This window comes from Halohasta litorea (assembly GCF_024494645.1).
Classification (GTDB): Archaea; Halobacteriota; Halobacteria; order Halobacteriales; family Haloferacaceae; genus Halohasta; species Halohasta litorea.
Genome location: NZ_JANHDJ010000005.1, coordinates 95,905 through 111,966 on the forward strand (window position 1 = coordinate 95,905; position 16,062 = coordinate 111,966).

A 16,062-nucleotide genomic window follows, 5' to 3' on the forward strand; every position below is an offset into this window, starting at 1 on the left:
CTGCGACAGCGGGGGGAGTGTGGCGACAGTCGTGGTGGGGCTGTCACCACAGTCGAAGGGTGACAGACGTGGTGGGGCTGTCACCGTGGTGGGATAGTGACAGTCGTAGCAAACTGTCACCGCTGTGGTGTGGGACTAGCTGTGTCGACCGACCGGCGGGAGCATGACCGCAGACGGTTCGTCTGCGGCCGGGTGCTCACCGTCGGCTGTGACACATTCCCTTAGAATACCGGTGTATAAATAACACTTATACCTATCATTATAGGATATAGAGCGTAAAGATACCTATGTGAATAGGTTACTGTCCAATATCGATCACAGGGGTAGGAGTCGACCGGCTGTTCGAGAACGTGCTCACGAATACACCGGCTGTTCCTGTTCGAACAGGGCTTCGAGCAGCTTCCGTTCTCCGGCCCGAAGATGCTGGAGGAACGTCGGTCCGGCGATGCCGAGCCGGTCGGCGATCGCCTCGCCGGTGTTGTCCCGCGGCCACGAGAAAAAGCCCGCGTGGTAGGCCGCCTGGAGCGTCTCGTGTTGGCGGTCGGTGAGGGTTTCTTCGAGCTGTTCACGGAACCCCTGTGGGGTGTCGGCGGTCGAATCGAGCTGGCGTTTGGCCCGCAGCTCCGCCGCGGTGAACGTCGACTCGAACAGTTCGGCCAGCGTCCGCACGTCGGTCGTATCCGGGACGGTCATCGAGACCGTGCCACGTCCCTCGGCGGCGCGGAACTCCGTGAGCGAGACACCCTGGTCGGCGATACAGTCGATCACCGGGCTACCGTCGGTCGTCAGCGTGGCCACGAAGCAGTCCTCCCGTTCGACCAGGACGGTCGGTTCGTCGATCCCCATCCGCTCGGCCTCCTGGATGAAATCGGTCGGGTCGGCCTCCTCGACGAAGACGAACTGCCGGAGCCGTCCGTCCGACCGCGTGCTCAGGCTCTCGATAGAGAGCGTACAGTCGGCGGCCGTCGAGAGCTCGACGAGATGGTCCCGCTGGCAGTCGATCTCGAAGACGACCTCGGTGTCGGCATCGCCGACGAGCGCGCGGCGCTGTTCGGCCGTCCGCAGCGCATAGCCGATGGTTTCGCCGAGTTCGGCCAGCACGTCCTGTTCCCGGTGGCCGACAGCGGCGCTGTCGGCGGCATACACGATCAACACGTCGTAGAGGATCTCGTTGTGCGTGATCGGCACCAGCACCGACGTCCCGCCGTCGGCCTCCGTCTCGGGATCGGTCACGTATCTGAGGCTCGTCTCGGAGTCGGTCTTGTCGGGTGTTTCGACGGCCACCTGTCGGCGATCGATGACTGTTTCGAGCGTCTCGGCGCTGTAGCGGTCGGCCAACGAGATCGGCGAGTCGACGGTGACGTTGGCCCCGAGTCCGGCTTTCGCCCGCGGGGTGAGCCGGTCGGTTTCGAGATCGTACTCGCCGATCCAGGTGTAGGCGTAGCGATCCTCGCCGACGAGCCGCTCGCAGACCAGCCGCTCGATCTCCCGCTGGGAGCTCACGCTCGTGATCGCCCGGTTGACCGACCGGATTACCTCGTTTGTCTGTCGCAGCGAGGCCAACTCCGTGCGCTGGCGTTCGAGTTCGCGTTTCCGCTCGTCGAGCAGGGCGGCCTGTTCGAGCCGGGTCAGCGCGCTTTCGGCGTTGGTCGCGACGATCAGGATACCGTCCCGCAGGTAGTCGACCATCGCGTCGGTCCCGGCGGTTCGGCCGACCAACACGCCGTGGTTCCCCAGCGAGATCCAACAGCTAACGGTGTCGAGGCCGGGGACCGTCCCCGGCTCGACGACGACCGGCTCGTCGGTTGCAAGTGCGGTCGCCATCGGGTCGGCGGTCGGCAGCTCGGTTCGGAGGCTCCCGTCGAGCCCACTGTGGGCGACGACCGAGCGGCCGTCCGACCGGGCTTCGATAACCGCGGCGTCCTCGAAGCCCAGCGTCTCACAGGTGAGATCGATCGCCGCTTCGTAGACTGCGGTGGGTGAGGTCGCTCGAATAAACCGGTTGGCGTCGGTCGCCAGCGCCTCGTTGGTCTTCTCCCGGCGCATCTGTTCGACGGCGTTCCGCACCCGGTTGGCCAGCAGATCCGGCTGCTCGATCGCCGTCGATTTCTCCATATACTCGGTGGCACCCTTTTGGAGGGCCTCGCTGGCGATCTCGCCGCCACCGTGGCCCGTCAGCAACAGGATTGGCAGCTCCGGCCGCTGCTGTGACACCTCCGTCAGCAGTTCTATCCCGTCCATCGTCGGCATCCGGTAGTCGGTTATCAGACAGTCGAGATCGTCGTGGAGCTGCTCTGGGACCTGCCGTGGCCGCGATTCGGTTTCGAACCGGAGCTCCGAGACCGCTTCACATCGATTGGTAATCACATCAAGAGATTGGGGATCGTCGTCGACGTAGAGCACCCGGATCGACCGAGACATGACCCCTATTTAAGGCCGGTGCTACTTAATGTTCTGTATTATTTATAATCAGAGTTGACAGGAAGTTACGCGTCGCTTATTCGACGAACCGGTCGCTAACGTCGTCGTCGGGGATCATACACTGGTCCTTCTTGCCGAACCAGTCGTATCGATTCTCGGCGACGAAGTCGTAGATCCGGTCACGGAGGCCACGGGGAAGCAGTCGACCCAACGACAGTAGCCGGTAGACGCCGCCGAGGTGTTCGCCGACGCGGATCGCCGCGTCGGATTTGGTGTAGGCCATGCCGTCGTCGACGAGGACGACCGTTTCGAGATCGTCGGTCGACAGTCCCGCGGACTCCTGGACCCTTTCGCCGAGATCGGACTGTAGCGGCGCGAACCTGATCGTCCCCTCGGGATCGCGCGGGATGATGAACTGGATCGCGCCGTTACAGAGGTTACAGACCCCATCGAACAGCAGGATCGGATGGTCGTCGCTCTTGTCGATCGGTGATTTTTCAGCAGTCGTCATCGGTGGCTCCTGTCATATGCGGTAGGCTGTCTGTGGGTTACGTTGGGACTGAGATTATAAAGGCCTGTTCGGTCGACTACCGCTCTCTGACGTGTCGGACCTGGCTGGCGACCCCACGCGTCGACTCGACCATCTCGAAGCCGCTCATCTCGGCACGACCGATACCGAAGGCCTTCGGTCCCCGAATCACGACCTCGTCGCCCGGCCGGATCGACTCGCTGGCGTCGACGACACCTGGCGCGAGCACACTGCCGTGGGGGACGAAGCCGTCGATCTCGACGACCTTCGTGGGCGCATCGCTGTCGACCCAGCGATCGGCCCCCGTCAGCGTCATCGCCAACATCCCGTACTGCGGGACCATCGTCGCCAGCTGCTCGCCGTCGTTGTCGCGGACCTGGAGTTTGGGATACCGGCCCGTCGTCCGGATTTCGATATCGCCGAACAGTTGGTCGCCCGCATCGGGACCGAACTGGTAGTCGGCGATGGCTTTGACCGTGTTGTGTTCGCGTTCGCGTTTGCCGTATTTGAGTTCACCATCGAGGGCCGCCGCGAGGTTCCCCAGCGAATCGGTCGCGGTGGGATGGCCGTCGACCGTGTACTCGAACTCCAGCGGCGAGTCAGTGTCGACGCGCTCGACGATATCGCGGTAGCCATGCTCGGGGACGTGGGCGATCACCCGCGAGTAGTCATTGCGGTCGAGATAGCGCCGGAGGACGGCCGCGACGAACTCCTTTTCGTCTTCAGACCAGCGGCCCGTGACGACCGAATCGTAGTGTTGGGCCGGGTAGGTCAGTTCGAGTTCCTGCGGAACGACGCCGATGGGCGAGGTCATCGAGACGGTGTGGCCCCGGTAGGCGATCACGTCGTGGAACTGGCCGTGGCTCTGGGAGTCGCTGTAGGGTTTCCGGGCCGAGCAGGGCACGAGCACCAGTGGGTTGTCGAACCGATTCGTGTAGCGGCTGGTCACGCGATCGGCAAAGCGCTGGATCTCCACTCGACGGAGCGAATCGCTGGTGGCTGCGGCGAGTTCGTTGTTTCTGACTACTGGGGTCCGGGTTTCGAGATAGCTGTACTGGCTGTCGAACTCCCGGAAGGCGGCGGTCAGCCAGTTGTCGTGGCGGGCTTGGCCCTCGATGTAATCGCGGAGCCGACCGGCCCGAATCCGTTCTCTGACACGCCGGAGTTCGGCGCGCAGGGCGTTGACGTTGTGGTCGATACAGTCGGCCTGGCCGAACTCCTCGCGCGGCTGTTGGCAGGCCGGACAGGCACAGGGGAGTTCATCGAGGTCCTCCAGGAACGCCTCGCCGTCATTCGTGAGATACATTCCCTGGCTGCCCTTTACTTTCGCCAGTTTGGCGTCGACCCCATCGACGCCCGCATACACCAGCGTGGCAACGTTGACCGGCGTGGCAACCCCCGAAAGGACGAACGCGGTGTCGGCCGGAAGCGCGTCCTTCGCGCGAACGATCGCGTTTTTAAGGCCTTCGCCGTGGCCGACGAAGCCCGCGGCGTCGCTCAGAATGTAGGCATCGGCGCCGAGCTCGTGGGGAGATTCGGAGGAGACGACTGCAGCGGACGGGAAGTCGACGTCGGTGGCCTCGGTCGCAAACGCATCGCGGACCTCCTCGCGCGTCCCGGCGGGCAGCGAGCGGTGCGGGAGGATCGTCAGCCGGTCGTCGTCGCCCTCGGGCAGCGGCTGGTCGGCGGTCCACTGGCTCCCGCTGTCGGCCAGTACGTCGTCGAGCAGTGCCGGAGTCCGAACCGGCGTCGAAAGCCGCAGTTCGCCGAGCCGGGCCGCCCCGTCCCGGTCGAGAACCTCGAAATACTCAGTCATACCCACTCTGGGCAGGCGAGGGTCAACTATCTTGCTTTCTGTCGGCCGCCTCAACCCTGAGGCTTTTCGAGCCGCCGCCCGAACTCTCGGTATGGAGCCGACTGGTGCGTGGGACCGCGAGCGAACCGAGGCGTTCCTACACAGCGAGACGATCCCCCTCCGGTTGTCCTGTCACACGCGGGCCGATGCCCTGTGGATGCTCTCGCTATGGTACCGCTACCGCGACGGGGCGCTGTGGTGTGCAACCAGTGCCGAGGCCGATGTCGTCGACTACCTCGCGGGCGACGACCGGGTGGCCTTCGAGATCTCGACCAACCAGCCACCTTATAAAGGAGTCAGAGGGAACGGGACGGCGAGCATCGAGCCGGATTCCGACAAGAGCCTTTTAAAAGAGCTGCTCGACCGCTATCTCGGTGGCACCGACTCGCCGCTCGCCGACCGACTGCTCTCGCCGGATCGCGAGGAAGTCCGGATTCGGATCGAGCCGAGTCGCGTCTACACGTGGGATTTCAGTGAGCGAATGGCCAGCTCGGTCCCGGAGGACCCCCGATAGCAGCCGGCTATTCGGGACGGTCGACTCCTTCGGTCTATTTGAAAGACAGTAGCCACAGCCTACAGTTAGTTACTGATACCTTCTGTTTGGTTGTCGAGAAACAGCCTGAGCTCTCTTCGGTAGGCGTCGGTTTGGTCCTCGACGACCCAGTGATTGGCAGGATCGAGGCCGACGAGTTCGGCATCCGGTATGTCGGATTCGAGCCGTTCGGCATACGAGATCGGCTGGAACTCGTCGTCGGCACCCCAGAGCAACAGTGTGGTGGCCTCGATCTCGCTGGGGTCGACCTCGGTCGTATGGCTGGTGTTGGTCCCGATCGCGTTCCGCGACAGCGAGATGAGTCCCTCCTCGGAGTTCCACGGGGCTTTCATCCCCTCGATGAACGCGTCGTCGGCCTCGCCGACGACACCCTCGCGGAACATCTCGTCGAGCATCTCCTGGAGATCGTCGACGCTCATCGACTCGACGGTCGATGGGAGTCCGAGGTCGACGATCGTCTCGATCGGCCACGAGTCGTAACAGACAGCGTTCGACAACACGAGGCTGTCGACGGCCTCCGGCTCGTGGACCGCATACCGAAGGCCGACGCCGCCGCCGAGGTCGTGGCCGACGAACGTTACCGGACCTACGTCGAGTTGATCGAGCAGGCCGCTAATCATCGCCTCCTGAGCGCGGATCGACCGATCGAAACCATCGTGTTGGGCGGAGTTTCCATAGCCAATCATATCGGGGACGATCACCCGATACTCGCCGGTCAGCGCGGTCGCCACCTCACGCCACAGAAACGAGGAGGTCGGAATACCGTGGCAGAAGACGACTGGCTCGCCCTCGCCTGCGTCGTAGTAGGCCACATCGAGATCGTGTCCGTCGACAGCGACGGTAGCCGACTCCTGTTCAGTCGACCATGTGTCGTACTCCATACACGGTATCGGCCCGTGGTTCGGGTAGCCGTTTTTGCGGAGTAGTTGTCGACTACTCCGTTGGGTTCTGGTCTCTCGAGTGAGGCCACAAAACAGCCAGTGGATCGGGTGCTCTCGGTTGAGTAGCCACCGACTACTGGTGGTTCCTCAGTGTTACATTGGAACGGACACGACCCAGCGAACGGCCGAACACACGGCGAGTTCGTGGCCGAAGACGCACCGACGTCGATCCCTGGGGCGCGCAGATCATCGACGAGCCCGCAGTCGCCGACTGACTGGTGGGCTCAGAGATCGAGCCGGTGTATCAGCCGCGCTTCGGCCTTCTGTAGGTGCTCGGCCGCCGTGCCGGGCGCACAGCCCACCTCCTCGGCGACCGCCCGAACCCCGACCTCGCGGGGCACGTCGTAGTAGCCCAGCCGACGGGCTGCACGCAGCAGCTCACGCTGGCGATCAGTGAGTACCGTGACAGTGGCGTCACTTCCAGCGTACTCGCCGATCCGGTCGACAGTTATCTCGATCCCGGTCGGAACGCTCTCGATCGCGGCCTGTAGCTCGGCCGACTCGCCCACAACAGTGAACCGAAGCGAGCAGTCCATCCGATATTCGACCGGCGGAAGGACGAGTAGATTTCGCTCCGTGTAGCTATTGAGCAGCGCTTTCCACGGCAACGGTGCACGATCACGGACGTAGACGTAGAACGCCCGGTCGTCGATGGCCGCCACCTCGAAGTCTACAACGCTGGCCAGCGTCTCCAGTTTCGCTCCATACGCCGCCGGATCGCCGACGACGTGGAAGACGAAGACGGTCTCGCCGTCCGCCGAGTGGTTCCAGTGAACGAGGTGATACTGTTCGAAGGCGTCGTGGCGGGCAACCAACCGGTGGAGCGGATGGACGGTCGAGTGGTCGAACTGCACCGTCAGCCGGAGCGACTTCATCGCGTGGTAGTTACCGGCTATAATATAAATGACCTAGCGTGTGATGCAGTATCGGCTTCGGTACGCAGTGGTATCTGCCGACTACAATGAGCACGGAGGTCGCAATTATCGGTGGGGGAATCTGCGGACTGACGACTGCGATCGCCCTCGAAAACCGGGGGTTCGAGCCGACAGTCTACGAGTCGACCGACACCTACCGCCCAGTCGGTGCGGGCATCCTGCTGCAGACGAACGCGCTGTCGGTGCTCGATTCGATCAGTCTCGCAGCCCGAATCGAAGCCAGTGGTGCCGAAATCGACGCGGTACCGTTTCTGTCTCCGGGCGGCTCGCGACTCTTCGGCTTCGATCTGGCGTTCGAACGCGACCGATTCGGCCACGGGTTCGTCGCGATCCACCGCGCGAAGCTCCAGGAGCTGCTGCTCGACGAACTGGAGACGACCGTTCAAACGGGGATGGAATGTGTTTCGGTAACTGAGCCCGAAACGCCAACGGTGGCGTTCAGTGACGGGTCGACCGTGTCGCCGGACTGTGTGATCGGGGCCGACGGAATCGGGTCGGCTGTCCGGGCGGAGATCTGCCCCACAGCCGAGCCTCGACCGGCGGACTGCATCGCCTACCGCGGCCTCGCGCCTGCGGCCGACCTGCCCGGCGGGACTGACCCGGGGTTCGAGGTGTGGGGCGAGGGGAGTTTCGTCGGCTGCTCGCCGCTGGGCGACGGCCGGGTCTACTGGTATGCCACGGCGACCGGGCCCGTGGCTCCCGACGGCACGGCCGTCGACCGGAAATCGGCTCTCAGACAACGGTTCGATGCGTATCCGGAGCCGGTCCCGCAGTTGCTCGCCTCGACAGCAGCCGACGGGATCATCGTCACACCGCTTGCGGATATGGCCCCGCTCGGCCGGTGGTCGACCGGGGCCGTGACGCTCGCTGGCGATGCAGCCCATGCGATGCTACCGTTCGTTGGACAGGGGGCAGCCCAGGGGATCGAGGATGCGGCCGTCCTCGCAGCCGTGCTCGATGCACACGAGACACCAGCGGCTGCCTTCAAACAGTACGAGCAGTGTCGGAAGTCACGCGCCGAAGGGTTCGTCGCAGCCTCCCGGCGGTTGGGTCGGCTCGCGGCGGTCGATTCCGCGGTCGGCTGGCGGCTCCGAAACCTCGGAATACGGCTTCTCCCCGGCAAACTGAGTCGGCGGCTGCGTCGACAGCAGGCGATGCCGAGCCGATATCAACCGGCTTCCGATCGGTAGTGAGTGGCTACCCGAGGACAGTCAGGCCTCAGTACGATCCGCCTCGGAGGCGGGCCACTGTCGCAGATCGTCTTCGACGAGTCCGAGCAGCGCGCGCCGACGGTCGGCCATCTCGGCGAGTGATCCGTCGAATGCTTCCTCGGAGACCGTCGGAATCCCGGCCTCGCGGAGCGAGTCGAGGTTCGGTGGCGGTGGGGTCCTGTCGGCAGGTTGGATGAACGCACTGCGGAGGAGTTCGAGGTAGTTGTCGACGCTGGCTCGTGCGTTCGTTGTGATCGGCTCGCTGGGGCGATCGTGGTCGGCGACACCGAACCGGAGGAGTGTCAACACGTCATCGAGGATAGCGATCGCCACGACGGGCGCGTGTTCGGCCTCGGTGGTGTGGAAGTAGTGAAGCAGTGGGTAGGCCCTGTGGTTCGCAACGAGCCTGTTGAGCTGTGCTGTACTGGCCGAAAGCGGGAGTTCGAGCCCCGCGAACGCCTCGCCAGTCCACCCTTGGCGAACGATCGACGAACCTTGCGGCCCGAGTCCCGTGATGCCGTTCGCAAACGCCCGTTTCTGTGTCACCGCATCCAGCACAGAAAGGACATAGGAGACGCTCAGCGTCACGAACAGCATCCCGCTGGCCGTCGTCATTGTCGTGGCGAGCTGCCAGCGGCCGTCACGCGGAACGATGTCGCCGATACCCAGCGTAAACAGGGTATAGCCGACGAAGTACATCCGGTCGATCCACGAAACCGGCCCTCTACCGACAGTGTCGATGAGCGAGGAGGCGCTACCGGCAAAAACGAGCGTCCAGCCAGCCCAGAGCAACACGATCCACACCGAAAGCGTCAATATGAGGATCACCGGCCCCGAGAGACTTCGTACCCGTGGATAGTGGCCGACAGTAGTTCGCATCCCGGCCCACGTGCCAGCCATCAGCCAGGCGGTCAGTGGGCCAGCACCCCCTTCGACCCAGAGGGTCGTCCAGAGGAGATCGACGACGGTGATACCGAGCACGACGATGCCGATGGCCACATAGACGGTTCGCATCACGCCGAAACTCACCGTCCAGTCGGAAAGCATTCGTTGCCGATTCCGATTAGGTCATTGCCCCTGAATAGCAGACAGCGATTCGACGGTGACACGTTCGGGAATCTGGTCGACGGCGTCGGCATGCCACTCATCGATGGCGAGGGTGAACTCTGTCTCCGGGTTCGCCTCGACGAGCGCCCGGACGCCGTCGGCCGCCGCGAGCTGTCCGCCTCGGTCGGGTCGGTCGGGGACCGCCGCCGTGAACGGATAGCTGTCGGAGAGTTCGCGGGGGAACGGCCCGAACGGGGCGACGACACGCCAGGCGGCGTCGTACTCGTCGGAATCGGGTGCGCCAGCCTCGGTCAACAGGAGCTGGGCGGGCGTCGACAGTCGATCGAGCCGCTGGTGGTGCCGCAGGACCTCGGGTCGGCGAGCGCTCTCCGGCGAGGTATAAAAGAACGTGCCCTTCGAGACGGGGTCGTCGCGTTCGAGCTGGTCGGCGTGATCCAGGAGCGCCCGATAGCCGTTGTACATCGCGGGGTGGCCGCGGGCCCGGCGGTCGACGAGTTCGAGAAGGTTGCCGCTCCGGATGGCCTGCTTGATCCGGCGAAGCTCCTCGAAGGTGACATGGAGGTTGTGCTCGGCGAGCAGGCGCTCGCGGCGGTCGTCATCGTCAACTGCTCGGATCTCCGCGGGTGTATGGTCGGCACAGATCGGACAGGAACAGGGGAAGTAGTCGAGATCCTCCAGCTGTTCGGTGCCGGAGACAGTGAGGTATCGTCCCGCGCGGGCATACAGTGCATACGCGGCGGAGTCGAACAGGTCACAGCCCAACGCCACGGCAAGGGCGAGCATCATTGGGTGGCCCGCGCCGAACAGATGGACCGGGCAGTCGGCACTGAGCCCGCGTTTGGAGGCGGCGACGGCCGCGACGAGGTCGTCGTAGCGGTAGTTGTTCATCATCGGCACCACGGCTCCAATGGGGAACACGTCGAGGTCCGTCTCGGCGGCCTGTCGACCCGCCCGCTCGCGGAGATCGGGGAAGGTAGAGCCCTGCACCGGGGCGTTGATCAGCATTTCGCCACAGTCGAGGGCTTCGGCGTCGGCCAGTGCCTCGGCGGTAATGTCGAGATCCGACTCGGCCTGCTGGCGGCTCACATCCGGTGGTGTTGGGATGTCGACCGGCGTCCCGATGTCGGAGCCGATCTCATATTGGAACTCCAGGATCTCCTCGGTCGTCACCTCGATATCGCCGTACTCGGCGAGCTGGAACGAGCCCGAGTCAGTCATGATCGCCCCGTCGAAATCCAGCAGCTCGTGAAGCCCCTCGTCGAGGGCCTGCTGGCGGAGCCGATCGGTCTGCCGGATGATATAGGAGTTCGTGATGAGGATGTCGACGTCGAACTCGGATTCGAGCTCGGCGGGCTCGATCGTTAGGGTATTGGGGTTGATAACGGGCAGTAGGGCCGGGGTTTCAATCGATTGGCCCGCCCGTGGGACCTCCAAGCGGCCGATCCGTCCGGCCCCGTCGGCGTCCCGGATCTCGAAGTGGTCGCGCATATGCTCCAGCTACCGGTGGCGCGTCGGTAAGGATTGCGTTCGGCTCCGGTCAACGGCCTCGATACAAAATAAATCATTGAAAATATGTTATTTAAATAACTTATATATGCTAAAATATGAATTACCTATTAGTTGTAGTGAATTTACAATATTGGTGATTAAACCCATGCCCTCCTCACGAGCAGTGACTCCAGTTATTGGAGTCGTTTTGGCAGCCGCGCTTGTGGTGATCGTATCGTCGTCGATTGCGGCCGTAACACTAGACATGGGGTCCCAGATAGGCGACTCTCCACCGGCCGTGGCCTTCGAAAGCGAGGTCGACGAGACCGTCATCCTCAGGCATGCTGGCGGAGACTCCATTGAGGGAAGCCGGGTCGAAATTCGGGGTGGAACTCCTCAACGGGTTCCGGAGACGATCCGGTCAGGAGATGCAATCGAGGTCACGCCGGATGGAAACAGCTCCGAGGTGACTGTCGTCTGGGCCACCGAGGATACCTCCACACGGCTGACGACCGTCGACACCACGACGATCGAGCGAAACGAATCCGAATCGGAGACACCTGACAGAGGTGACTACGAGAGTTGTGTACGGGTCTCGTCAGATACAACCGAGATCGAGAGTGGGTTGTGTGTAATCGTCGAATCCGGTGTCTCGGTCGACGCCATCGAGAACGTTTGGGTCGTATTCGCCGAACCTGACGCCGAAATCGGAACGGTCGACGGCTCGTATTGGGTCGTTCTCGAAGCGGACTCAGAGGTCACGGGTGACGTGACCGCAACCGGCTACGTCTCTGCACACGACGAGACACAGGTCGAGGGGAACGTCACCGACGGTCGGCTCATCGAAGACGACAGCTTGTGACGAACACTGTTGCCGTATTTAAATAACCCGACGGTAGACGCTGCGAGAACCCGTCTCGTCGTTCCCGGCACTGCTCTCAGCGATGGGTCAGTTCGTAGTGGGTCACTGTGAGCGCCGCCCGCCCGTCGTCCAGTTCGTCGTCGACGACTGCGGCGAGATACTCGTCGTAGTCGGTCACGTCGACGCGAATGCTCTCGTTGTCGTCGAGTTCCTGTTCGGCGGTGGGTGTGCAGTCGTGGGCGACGAAGTGGTGGTGGACGGAGTTGGCGATCCCGTTGGAGGGTTCGGTCGTCAACAGGTGTTCGAGGCTCCTCGCCTCGTAGCCGGTCTCCTCGCGGAGCTCCCGCCGGGCGGCCTCAAAGAGGTCCTCCTCACCCTCGACCGACCCCGCTGGGAGGCCGCGGTTGACGCCGTCGACGGCCTGCCGCCACTCCTCGATGACGACTACGTCGCCGCCCGGCGTTAGGGGGAGGATAACGACGGCCGGAGGTTCGTCGACGTAGTGGTAGTCGGTGACTGTGCCGTCGGGCAGTTTGACCGCATCGCGCCGGATCTCGAAGCCCGGGCAGCTGTAGTCGATCTCGGATGCCATCGTCTGCCACGCCAGCGGATCGTCCGTCATATGTGATCTGTCCGGCGGCGACGGCTAAATATCACCGGTCGACACGGTTGGCCGACCACGAAGGGGGAAGTGTTGGCGGTCAGTCGACGGCAAAATACCGGTCGGCGTGGTTCCGACACCCGGGATTGAACATGGCCTCACAGTTCGGGCACTGGTGGTCGCAGTCGAGATACGCCCGGACGCTGAGTTCGATTCCACAGACCCCACAGCAGACTGCTGGTTCATCGAACCGACCGCGGGGCCACCGCTTGGCGTCGTGATCGGCACAGGGTTCGTGGCATCGAAAACAGGGGTAGTAGGTCTCACAACAGGGAAATCGGATAGCGACGATATCCCGGTCGCTGCGGTAGTGGGCACACCGGGTTTCGTCGTCGACAGCGACACCGACGACGAGGTGATCCTGTGGCGTCAGTCGGCGTCCTCGGCAGTCGCCCGTCATCCGGCAGTAGTTCGCGCCGCCAACAAAAGAGCATAGCGGACGGCCGACCCCTGGGAAGGCCGTCGAATGGGTTTATCAACACTGCCGTCATTCACTCTGGCATGACGACATTCGTGGCCGCAACGAACTCGGTGCACACGAGTGCGGCACTCTGTGACTACCTGTTCGACCGGGTCGGAAGCGAGGACACCGTCCACGCGATCAACTCACATCTCGATGAAGAGTCGGTGAGCGACGAGGAACTCCGGGACGGCGAGGACGCGCTCAACGCGATCTACTCGCGGCTCGGCGCGGCAACGACTGTCGAAACACACCAGTTCGTGCGGGGAAACGTCCCCGCCGAAGACATTCTGTCGTTTACCGAACGCGTCGACGCCGACGAGATCGTCATCGGCGTCAGAAAGCCGACCGCCACGAGCAAGGTCGCCATCGGGAGCGTCACCGAACAGGTGTTGCTCCATTCGAGCCGCCCGATGGCCGTCATCCCCCGCGAGCTGGAGTAGTCAGCCAAGCAGTGCTGTCGAGACGATCACGGTGTTCCAGCCGGTGACTGCCACCCCGAGGACGGCCAACCCCAGCGGGATGCCGACCCGGTTCGCGGTGGGCAGGACTCGCCAGATCCCGTAACTCAGCCCGATCGTGAGGAGTTTGAGCACGAACAGGCTTGCCACACCGTAGCGGTCGATCAGCGGGCCGACGAGTGGCCCGGCCTCGACGACGCCACTGAGACGGAGCCCGACCGCCGTCGTTACCAGATCGCCGACGCCGAAGCAGGCGACCGCCAACAACCACAACGTCGGCTGGAGACGTTGCAAACGGCCCGCCGAGCCGCCGCGGGAACGGTACATACGGCACGTCCTGCAGAGACCGGTTTCGTTAGTCACCGAACAACGTGTGGGAGCCGCCGAACGGCAGTCTGCGGCGGCTGGTAGCCTCCGGCTACGAGCCCAGACGAGTGGCCGGGGCACACAGAAGGTGATTTAAGAGTGCCACGACTGCCAGTAGCTAATGGCTACCGCGTTTTTCGACCGGCTCGCCGACCGGATCGCCACCGTCGACAGCGTCGTCTCGATCGGACTGGACACTGACCCCGACCGAATTCCCGACCACCTCCAGGATAACGACCTCCCACAGTGGGCGTTCAACCGGCGGATCATCGATGCGACCCACGAACACGCCGCCTGCTACAAGCCGAACGCCGCCTTCTACGAGTCGGCCGACGGCTGGCGCTCCCTCCGGGAGACGATCGCCTACGCCCATGGCAAGGACGTGCCCGTCTTGCTGGATGCCAAACGAGCCGACATCGGCAACACGACCCGGCAGTACGCCGAGATCCTCGAGGTTGTCGACGCGATCACCGTCAACCCCTATATGGGCCGGGACTCCCTGCAGCCGTTCTTGGATCGCGCCGACAAGGGCGTGTTCGTCCTCTGTCGAACGTCCAACCCCGGCCGGGAGGACCTCCAGGATCTCGAACTCACCTCGGGCGAACCGATTTATAAACGAGTGGCCGCACTCGCTGACCTGTGGAACGAACACGACAACGTCGGCCTGGTCGTCGGCGCGACCGGCCCCGACGAACTCGAAGCACTCCGTGAGGCAGTTCCCTCCCTGCCGTTCCTGGTGCCGGGGGTCGGCGCACAGGGCGGCGACGCTGAGGCGGCGGTCGACTACGGGTTGGACGCCGACGGCGTCGGCCTCGTTAACTCCTCCCGTGGAATCATTTATGCGGGCGAGGAGCAGGGCGAGGCGTTCGCAGCCGCCGCAGGCCAGTCGGCAAAGCGGCTGAAAGGGCGGCTGAATCAGTATCGAAACGCCGAGTAGCCGCTGCCTACCAACACATCAGCGGGTGTAAGCGACCGTTTTGCAGTCAGTCGGTGTCGATCGCGGTCGTCTCCCGGTCGAGATCATCCAGGACACGCGTTAGCGTCGTCACCAGGATGTGGGCCAACTCCTCGTCGGTCGTATCGAAGCCGTCGGTCGTGGTTGCGCCAGCGACGAACACGCCGTGGTCGCCGACCGGGACCAGGAGTTCGCTCCGAATCGGTGTCTCCTCGTTGTAGGCGTCGGGATACTCCCGCACGTCGGCGGCGAAAATCGGGTCACCCGTGGTGTAGACCCGCCAGACCAGCCCTTCGTCCCGTTCGATCGCAGGCACCTCGCCGAACACCTCCTCGATGCCGGTCGTCGTCGCGACGGGGACGAGTCGGTCGGCCGCGGCGGTCTCCGGCGCATACAGCCCTGCGACGTCCATCTCCAGGACGTCTTCGGCCGCCCGAATGGCGACGTCGACGGCCGTCTCGAAGGCCGTCGCATCGATCAGCTCCCGAGTGGTCGTATGGAGGGCTTCGAGACGCCGCTCCCGCTGTTTCCTGGCGGAGATATCCCGGACGACGCCGACGCTGGCCTCGTAGCTGCCGTCGGCGGCTGTAACGGGGGCGATATTGATCTCGGTCGGGATCTCCCGGCCATCCATCGTGGTAACGGTCACTTCGTGGGTCGACCAGTCAGTGTCGGGATCGGCGCGGATCTCCGCCAGTCGCTCGCTGCCCCGTTGGTAGGCACCGTCTACTAAAAACTCGCCCGCGTGCATCCCGATCGCCGTCTCGCGGTCACAGCCGAGCATCTCGGCCAACGCCTCGTTAGCCAGCACGATCGAGCCGTCCGTATCGAGGATATACATCGGATCGCCGACCGTCTCGACGAGGAGTTTGTACTGTTCGAGCTCCCGTTGGGTCTGGTAGCTCTCGACGGCGTTGATGATCCGGTTGGCGAGCAGTCGATACTGTTCGGTGCCGGTCTGTTTCTGGAGGTAATCGGTCGCCCCCGCGGAGATCGCATCGCTGGCGACCGCCTCGGAGCCCTCACCGGTAAACAGAATAAACGGCAGCGAGGGATCTGACTCACGAACCGTTTCGAGGAACTCGATGCCGGTTGTCGATGGCATCTGGTAGTCGCTGACGATACAGTCGAAGGTCTGGGTATCGAGTCGGTCGAGCCCGTCGGCCGGGCTCGTCTCGGTGATGATCTCGAAGCGGTCGTCCTCCTGGGAGAGGAACTCCGCGGTGAGATCCAGAAACGACGACTCGTCGTCGACGTGGAGGATCTGGATCGAGTCCGCCATTGCTCATACAACAA

Annotated in this window: 16 protein-coding genes; 5 read left to right on the forward strand and 11 right to left on the reverse strand. The window is 63.6% G+C overall.

The window, feature by feature from the left end; all coding sequences use genetic code 11:
* Positions 1-354: 354 nt before the first annotated feature.
* From NO877_RS12670 to arcS, 3 genes are all read right to left on the reverse strand, one after another.
* Entirely contained in the window at positions 355-2,421 is a 2,067-nt protein-coding gene (locus tag NO877_RS12670) for a bacterio-opsin activator domain-containing protein (RefSeq protein WP_256396717.1), read from the reverse strand.
* 76 nt (positions 2,422-2,497) lie between these two features.
* A complete protein-coding gene (locus tag NO877_RS12675; RefSeq protein ID WP_256396718.1) occupies positions 2,498-2,932 on the reverse strand; it encodes a thiol-disulfide oxidoreductase DCC family protein in 435 nt (144 codons plus the stop codon).
* Between the two features lie 76 nt (positions 2,933-3,008).
* Positions 3,009-4,766 (reverse strand): archaeosine synthase subunit alpha, encoded by a 1,758-nt coding sequence (gene arcS, locus NO877_RS12680; protein ID WP_256396719.1) that lies wholly within the window; start codon positions 4,764-4,766, stop codon positions 3,009-3,011.
* A gap of 91 nt (positions 4,767-4,857) precedes the next feature.
* Between arcS and NO877_RS12685 the strand changes: the two genes are divergently transcribed.
* A complete protein-coding gene (locus NO877_RS12685; protein ID WP_256396720.1) occupies positions 4,858-5,319 on the forward strand; it encodes a pyridoxamine 5'-phosphate oxidase family protein in 462 nt (153 codons plus the stop codon).
* Positions 5,320-5,384: 65 nt separating this feature from the next.
* On the opposite strand, the gene NO877_RS12690 is transcribed toward NO877_RS12685, so the two are convergent.
* The gene (locus NO877_RS12690) at positions 5,385-6,239 is read right to left on the reverse strand and encodes an alpha/beta fold hydrolase (protein WP_256396721.1); all 855 of its coding nucleotides are present in this window, start codon (positions 6,237-6,239) and stop codon (positions 5,385-5,387) included.
* A gap of 284 nt (positions 6,240-6,523) precedes the next feature.
* A complete protein-coding gene (locus NO877_RS12695) occupies positions 6,524-7,174 on the reverse strand; it encodes a helix-turn-helix domain-containing protein (RefSeq protein ID WP_256396722.1) in 651 nt (216 codons plus the stop codon).
* Between the two features lie 86 nt (positions 7,175-7,260).
* On the opposite strand from NO877_RS12695, the gene NO877_RS12700 reads away from it, so the two are divergent.
* Entirely contained in the window at positions 7,261-8,424 is a 1,164-nt protein-coding gene (locus NO877_RS12700; RefSeq protein ID WP_256396723.1) for an FAD-dependent monooxygenase, read from the forward strand.
* 21 nt (positions 8,425-8,445) lie between these two features.
* Here the strand turns inward: NO877_RS12700 and NO877_RS12705 are convergent, their stop codons facing one another.
* A complete protein-coding gene (locus NO877_RS12705; protein WP_256396724.1) occupies positions 8,446-9,492 on the reverse strand; it encodes a potassium channel family protein in 1,047 nt (348 codons plus the stop codon).
* Between the two features lie 21 nt (positions 9,493-9,513).
* Entirely contained in the window at positions 9,514-11,001 is a 1,488-nt protein-coding gene (gene tgtA / locus NO877_RS12710; protein ID WP_256396725.1) for a tRNA guanosine(15) transglycosylase TgtA, read from the reverse strand.
* A gap of 166 nt (positions 11,002-11,167) precedes the next feature.
* Between tgtA and NO877_RS12715 the strand changes: the two genes are divergently transcribed.
* Positions 11,168-11,863 (forward strand): type IV pilin domain-containing protein, encoded by a 696-nt coding sequence (locus NO877_RS12715; protein WP_256396726.1) that lies wholly within the window; start codon positions 11,168-11,170, stop codon positions 11,861-11,863.
* Between the two features lie 76 nt (positions 11,864-11,939).
* Here NO877_RS12715 and NO877_RS12720 read toward each other — a convergent pair whose 3' ends face one another.
* Together NO877_RS12720 and NO877_RS12725 are read right to left on the reverse strand one after the other, a co-directional pair.
* Positions 11,940-12,485: an NUDIX hydrolase gene (locus NO877_RS12720; protein WP_256396727.1), complete on the reverse strand. Its 546-nt coding sequence runs from the start codon at positions 12,483-12,485 to the stop codon at positions 11,940-11,942.
* A gap of 79 nt (positions 12,486-12,564) precedes the next feature.
* Entirely contained in the window at positions 12,565-12,924 is a 360-nt protein-coding gene (locus NO877_RS12725) for a CHY zinc finger protein (protein ID WP_256396728.1), read from the reverse strand.
* A gap of 101 nt (positions 12,925-13,025) precedes the next feature.
* Between NO877_RS12725 and NO877_RS12730 the strand changes: the two genes are divergently transcribed.
* Positions 13,026-13,427 carry a universal stress protein gene (locus tag NO877_RS12730; protein ID WP_256396729.1) on the forward strand — a complete coding sequence of 134 codons (402 nt, stop codon included), beginning with the start codon at positions 13,026-13,028 and terminating at the stop codon, positions 13,425-13,427.
* Here the strand turns inward: NO877_RS12730 and NO877_RS12735 are convergent, their stop codons facing one another.
* On the reverse strand, positions 13,428-13,772 hold the full coding sequence (locus NO877_RS12735) for a DUF5658 family protein (RefSeq protein ID WP_256396730.1): 345 nt from the start codon (positions 13,770-13,772) through the stop codon (positions 13,428-13,430).
* A 160-nt stretch (positions 13,773-13,932) separates the two neighbouring features.
* On the opposite strand from NO877_RS12735, the gene pyrF reads away from it, so the two are divergent.
* Positions 13,933-14,748 carry an orotidine-5'-phosphate decarboxylase gene (gene pyrF / locus NO877_RS12740; protein ID WP_256396731.1) on the forward strand — a complete coding sequence of 272 codons (816 nt, stop codon included), beginning with the start codon at positions 13,933-13,935 and terminating at the stop codon, positions 14,746-14,748.
* Positions 14,749-14,794: 46 nt separating this feature from the next.
* Here pyrF and NO877_RS12745 read toward each other — a convergent pair whose 3' ends face one another.
* Positions 14,795-16,048: a PAS domain-containing response regulator gene (locus NO877_RS12745; RefSeq protein ID WP_256396732.1), complete on the reverse strand. Its 1,254-nt coding sequence runs from the start codon at positions 16,046-16,048 to the stop codon at positions 14,795-14,797.
* Between the last annotated feature and the right edge of the window lie 14 nt (positions 16,049-16,062).

Coding starts and splice junctions, on each gene's coding strand:
- NO877_RS12670 (WP_256396717.1), bottom strand. CDS start 2,421: ATGTCTCGGTCGATCCGGGTGCTCTACGTCGACGACGATCCCCAATCT.
- NO877_RS12705 (WP_256396724.1), bottom strand. CDS start 9,492: ATGCTTTCCGACTGGACGGTGAGTTTCGGCGTGATGCGAACCGTCTAT.
- arcS (WP_256396719.1), bottom strand. CDS start 4,766: ATGACTGAGTATTTCGAGGTTCTCGACCGGGACGGGGCGGCCCGGCTC.
- NO877_RS12720 (WP_256396727.1), bottom strand. CDS start 12,485: ATGACGGACGATCCGCTGGCGTGGCAGACGATGGCATCCGAGATCGAC.
- NO877_RS12725 (WP_256396728.1), bottom strand. CDS start 12,924: ATGACGGGCGACTGCCGAGGACGCCGACTGACGCCACAGGATCACCTC.
- NO877_RS12745 (WP_256396732.1), bottom strand. CDS start 16,048: ATGGCGGACTCGATCCAGATCCTCCACGTCGACGACGAGTCGTCGTTT.
- pyrF (WP_256396731.1), top strand. CDS start 13,933: ATGGCTACCGCGTTTTTCGACCGGCTCGCCGACCGGATCGCCACCGTC.
- NO877_RS12735 (WP_256396730.1), bottom strand. CDS start 13,772: ATGTACCGTTCCCGCGGCGGCTCGGCGGGCCGTTTGCAACGTCTCCAG.
- NO877_RS12675 (WP_256396718.1), bottom strand. CDS start 2,932: ATGACGACTGCTGAAAAATCACCGATCGACAAGAGCGACGACCATCCG.
- tgtA (WP_256396725.1), bottom strand. CDS start 11,001: ATGCGCGACCACTTCGAGATCCGGGACGCCGACGGGGCCGGACGGATC.
- NO877_RS12730 (WP_256396729.1), top strand. CDS start 13,026: ATGACGACATTCGTGGCCGCAACGAACTCGGTGCACACGAGTGCGGCA.
- NO877_RS12690 (WP_256396721.1), bottom strand. CDS start 6,239: ATGGAGTACGACACATGGTCGACTGAACAGGAGTCGGCTACCGTCGCT.
- NO877_RS12685 (WP_256396720.1), top strand. CDS start 4,858: ATGGAGCCGACTGGTGCGTGGGACCGCGAGCGAACCGAGGCGTTCCTA.
- NO877_RS12700 (WP_256396723.1), top strand. CDS start 7,261: ATGAGCACGGAGGTCGCAATTATCGGTGGGGGAATCTGCGGACTGACG.
- NO877_RS12715 (WP_256396726.1), top strand. CDS start 11,168: ATGCCCTCCTCACGAGCAGTGACTCCAGTTATTGGAGTCGTTTTGGCA.
- NO877_RS12695 (WP_256396722.1), bottom strand. CDS start 7,174: ATGAAGTCGCTCCGGCTGACGGTGCAGTTCGACCACTCGACCGTCCAT.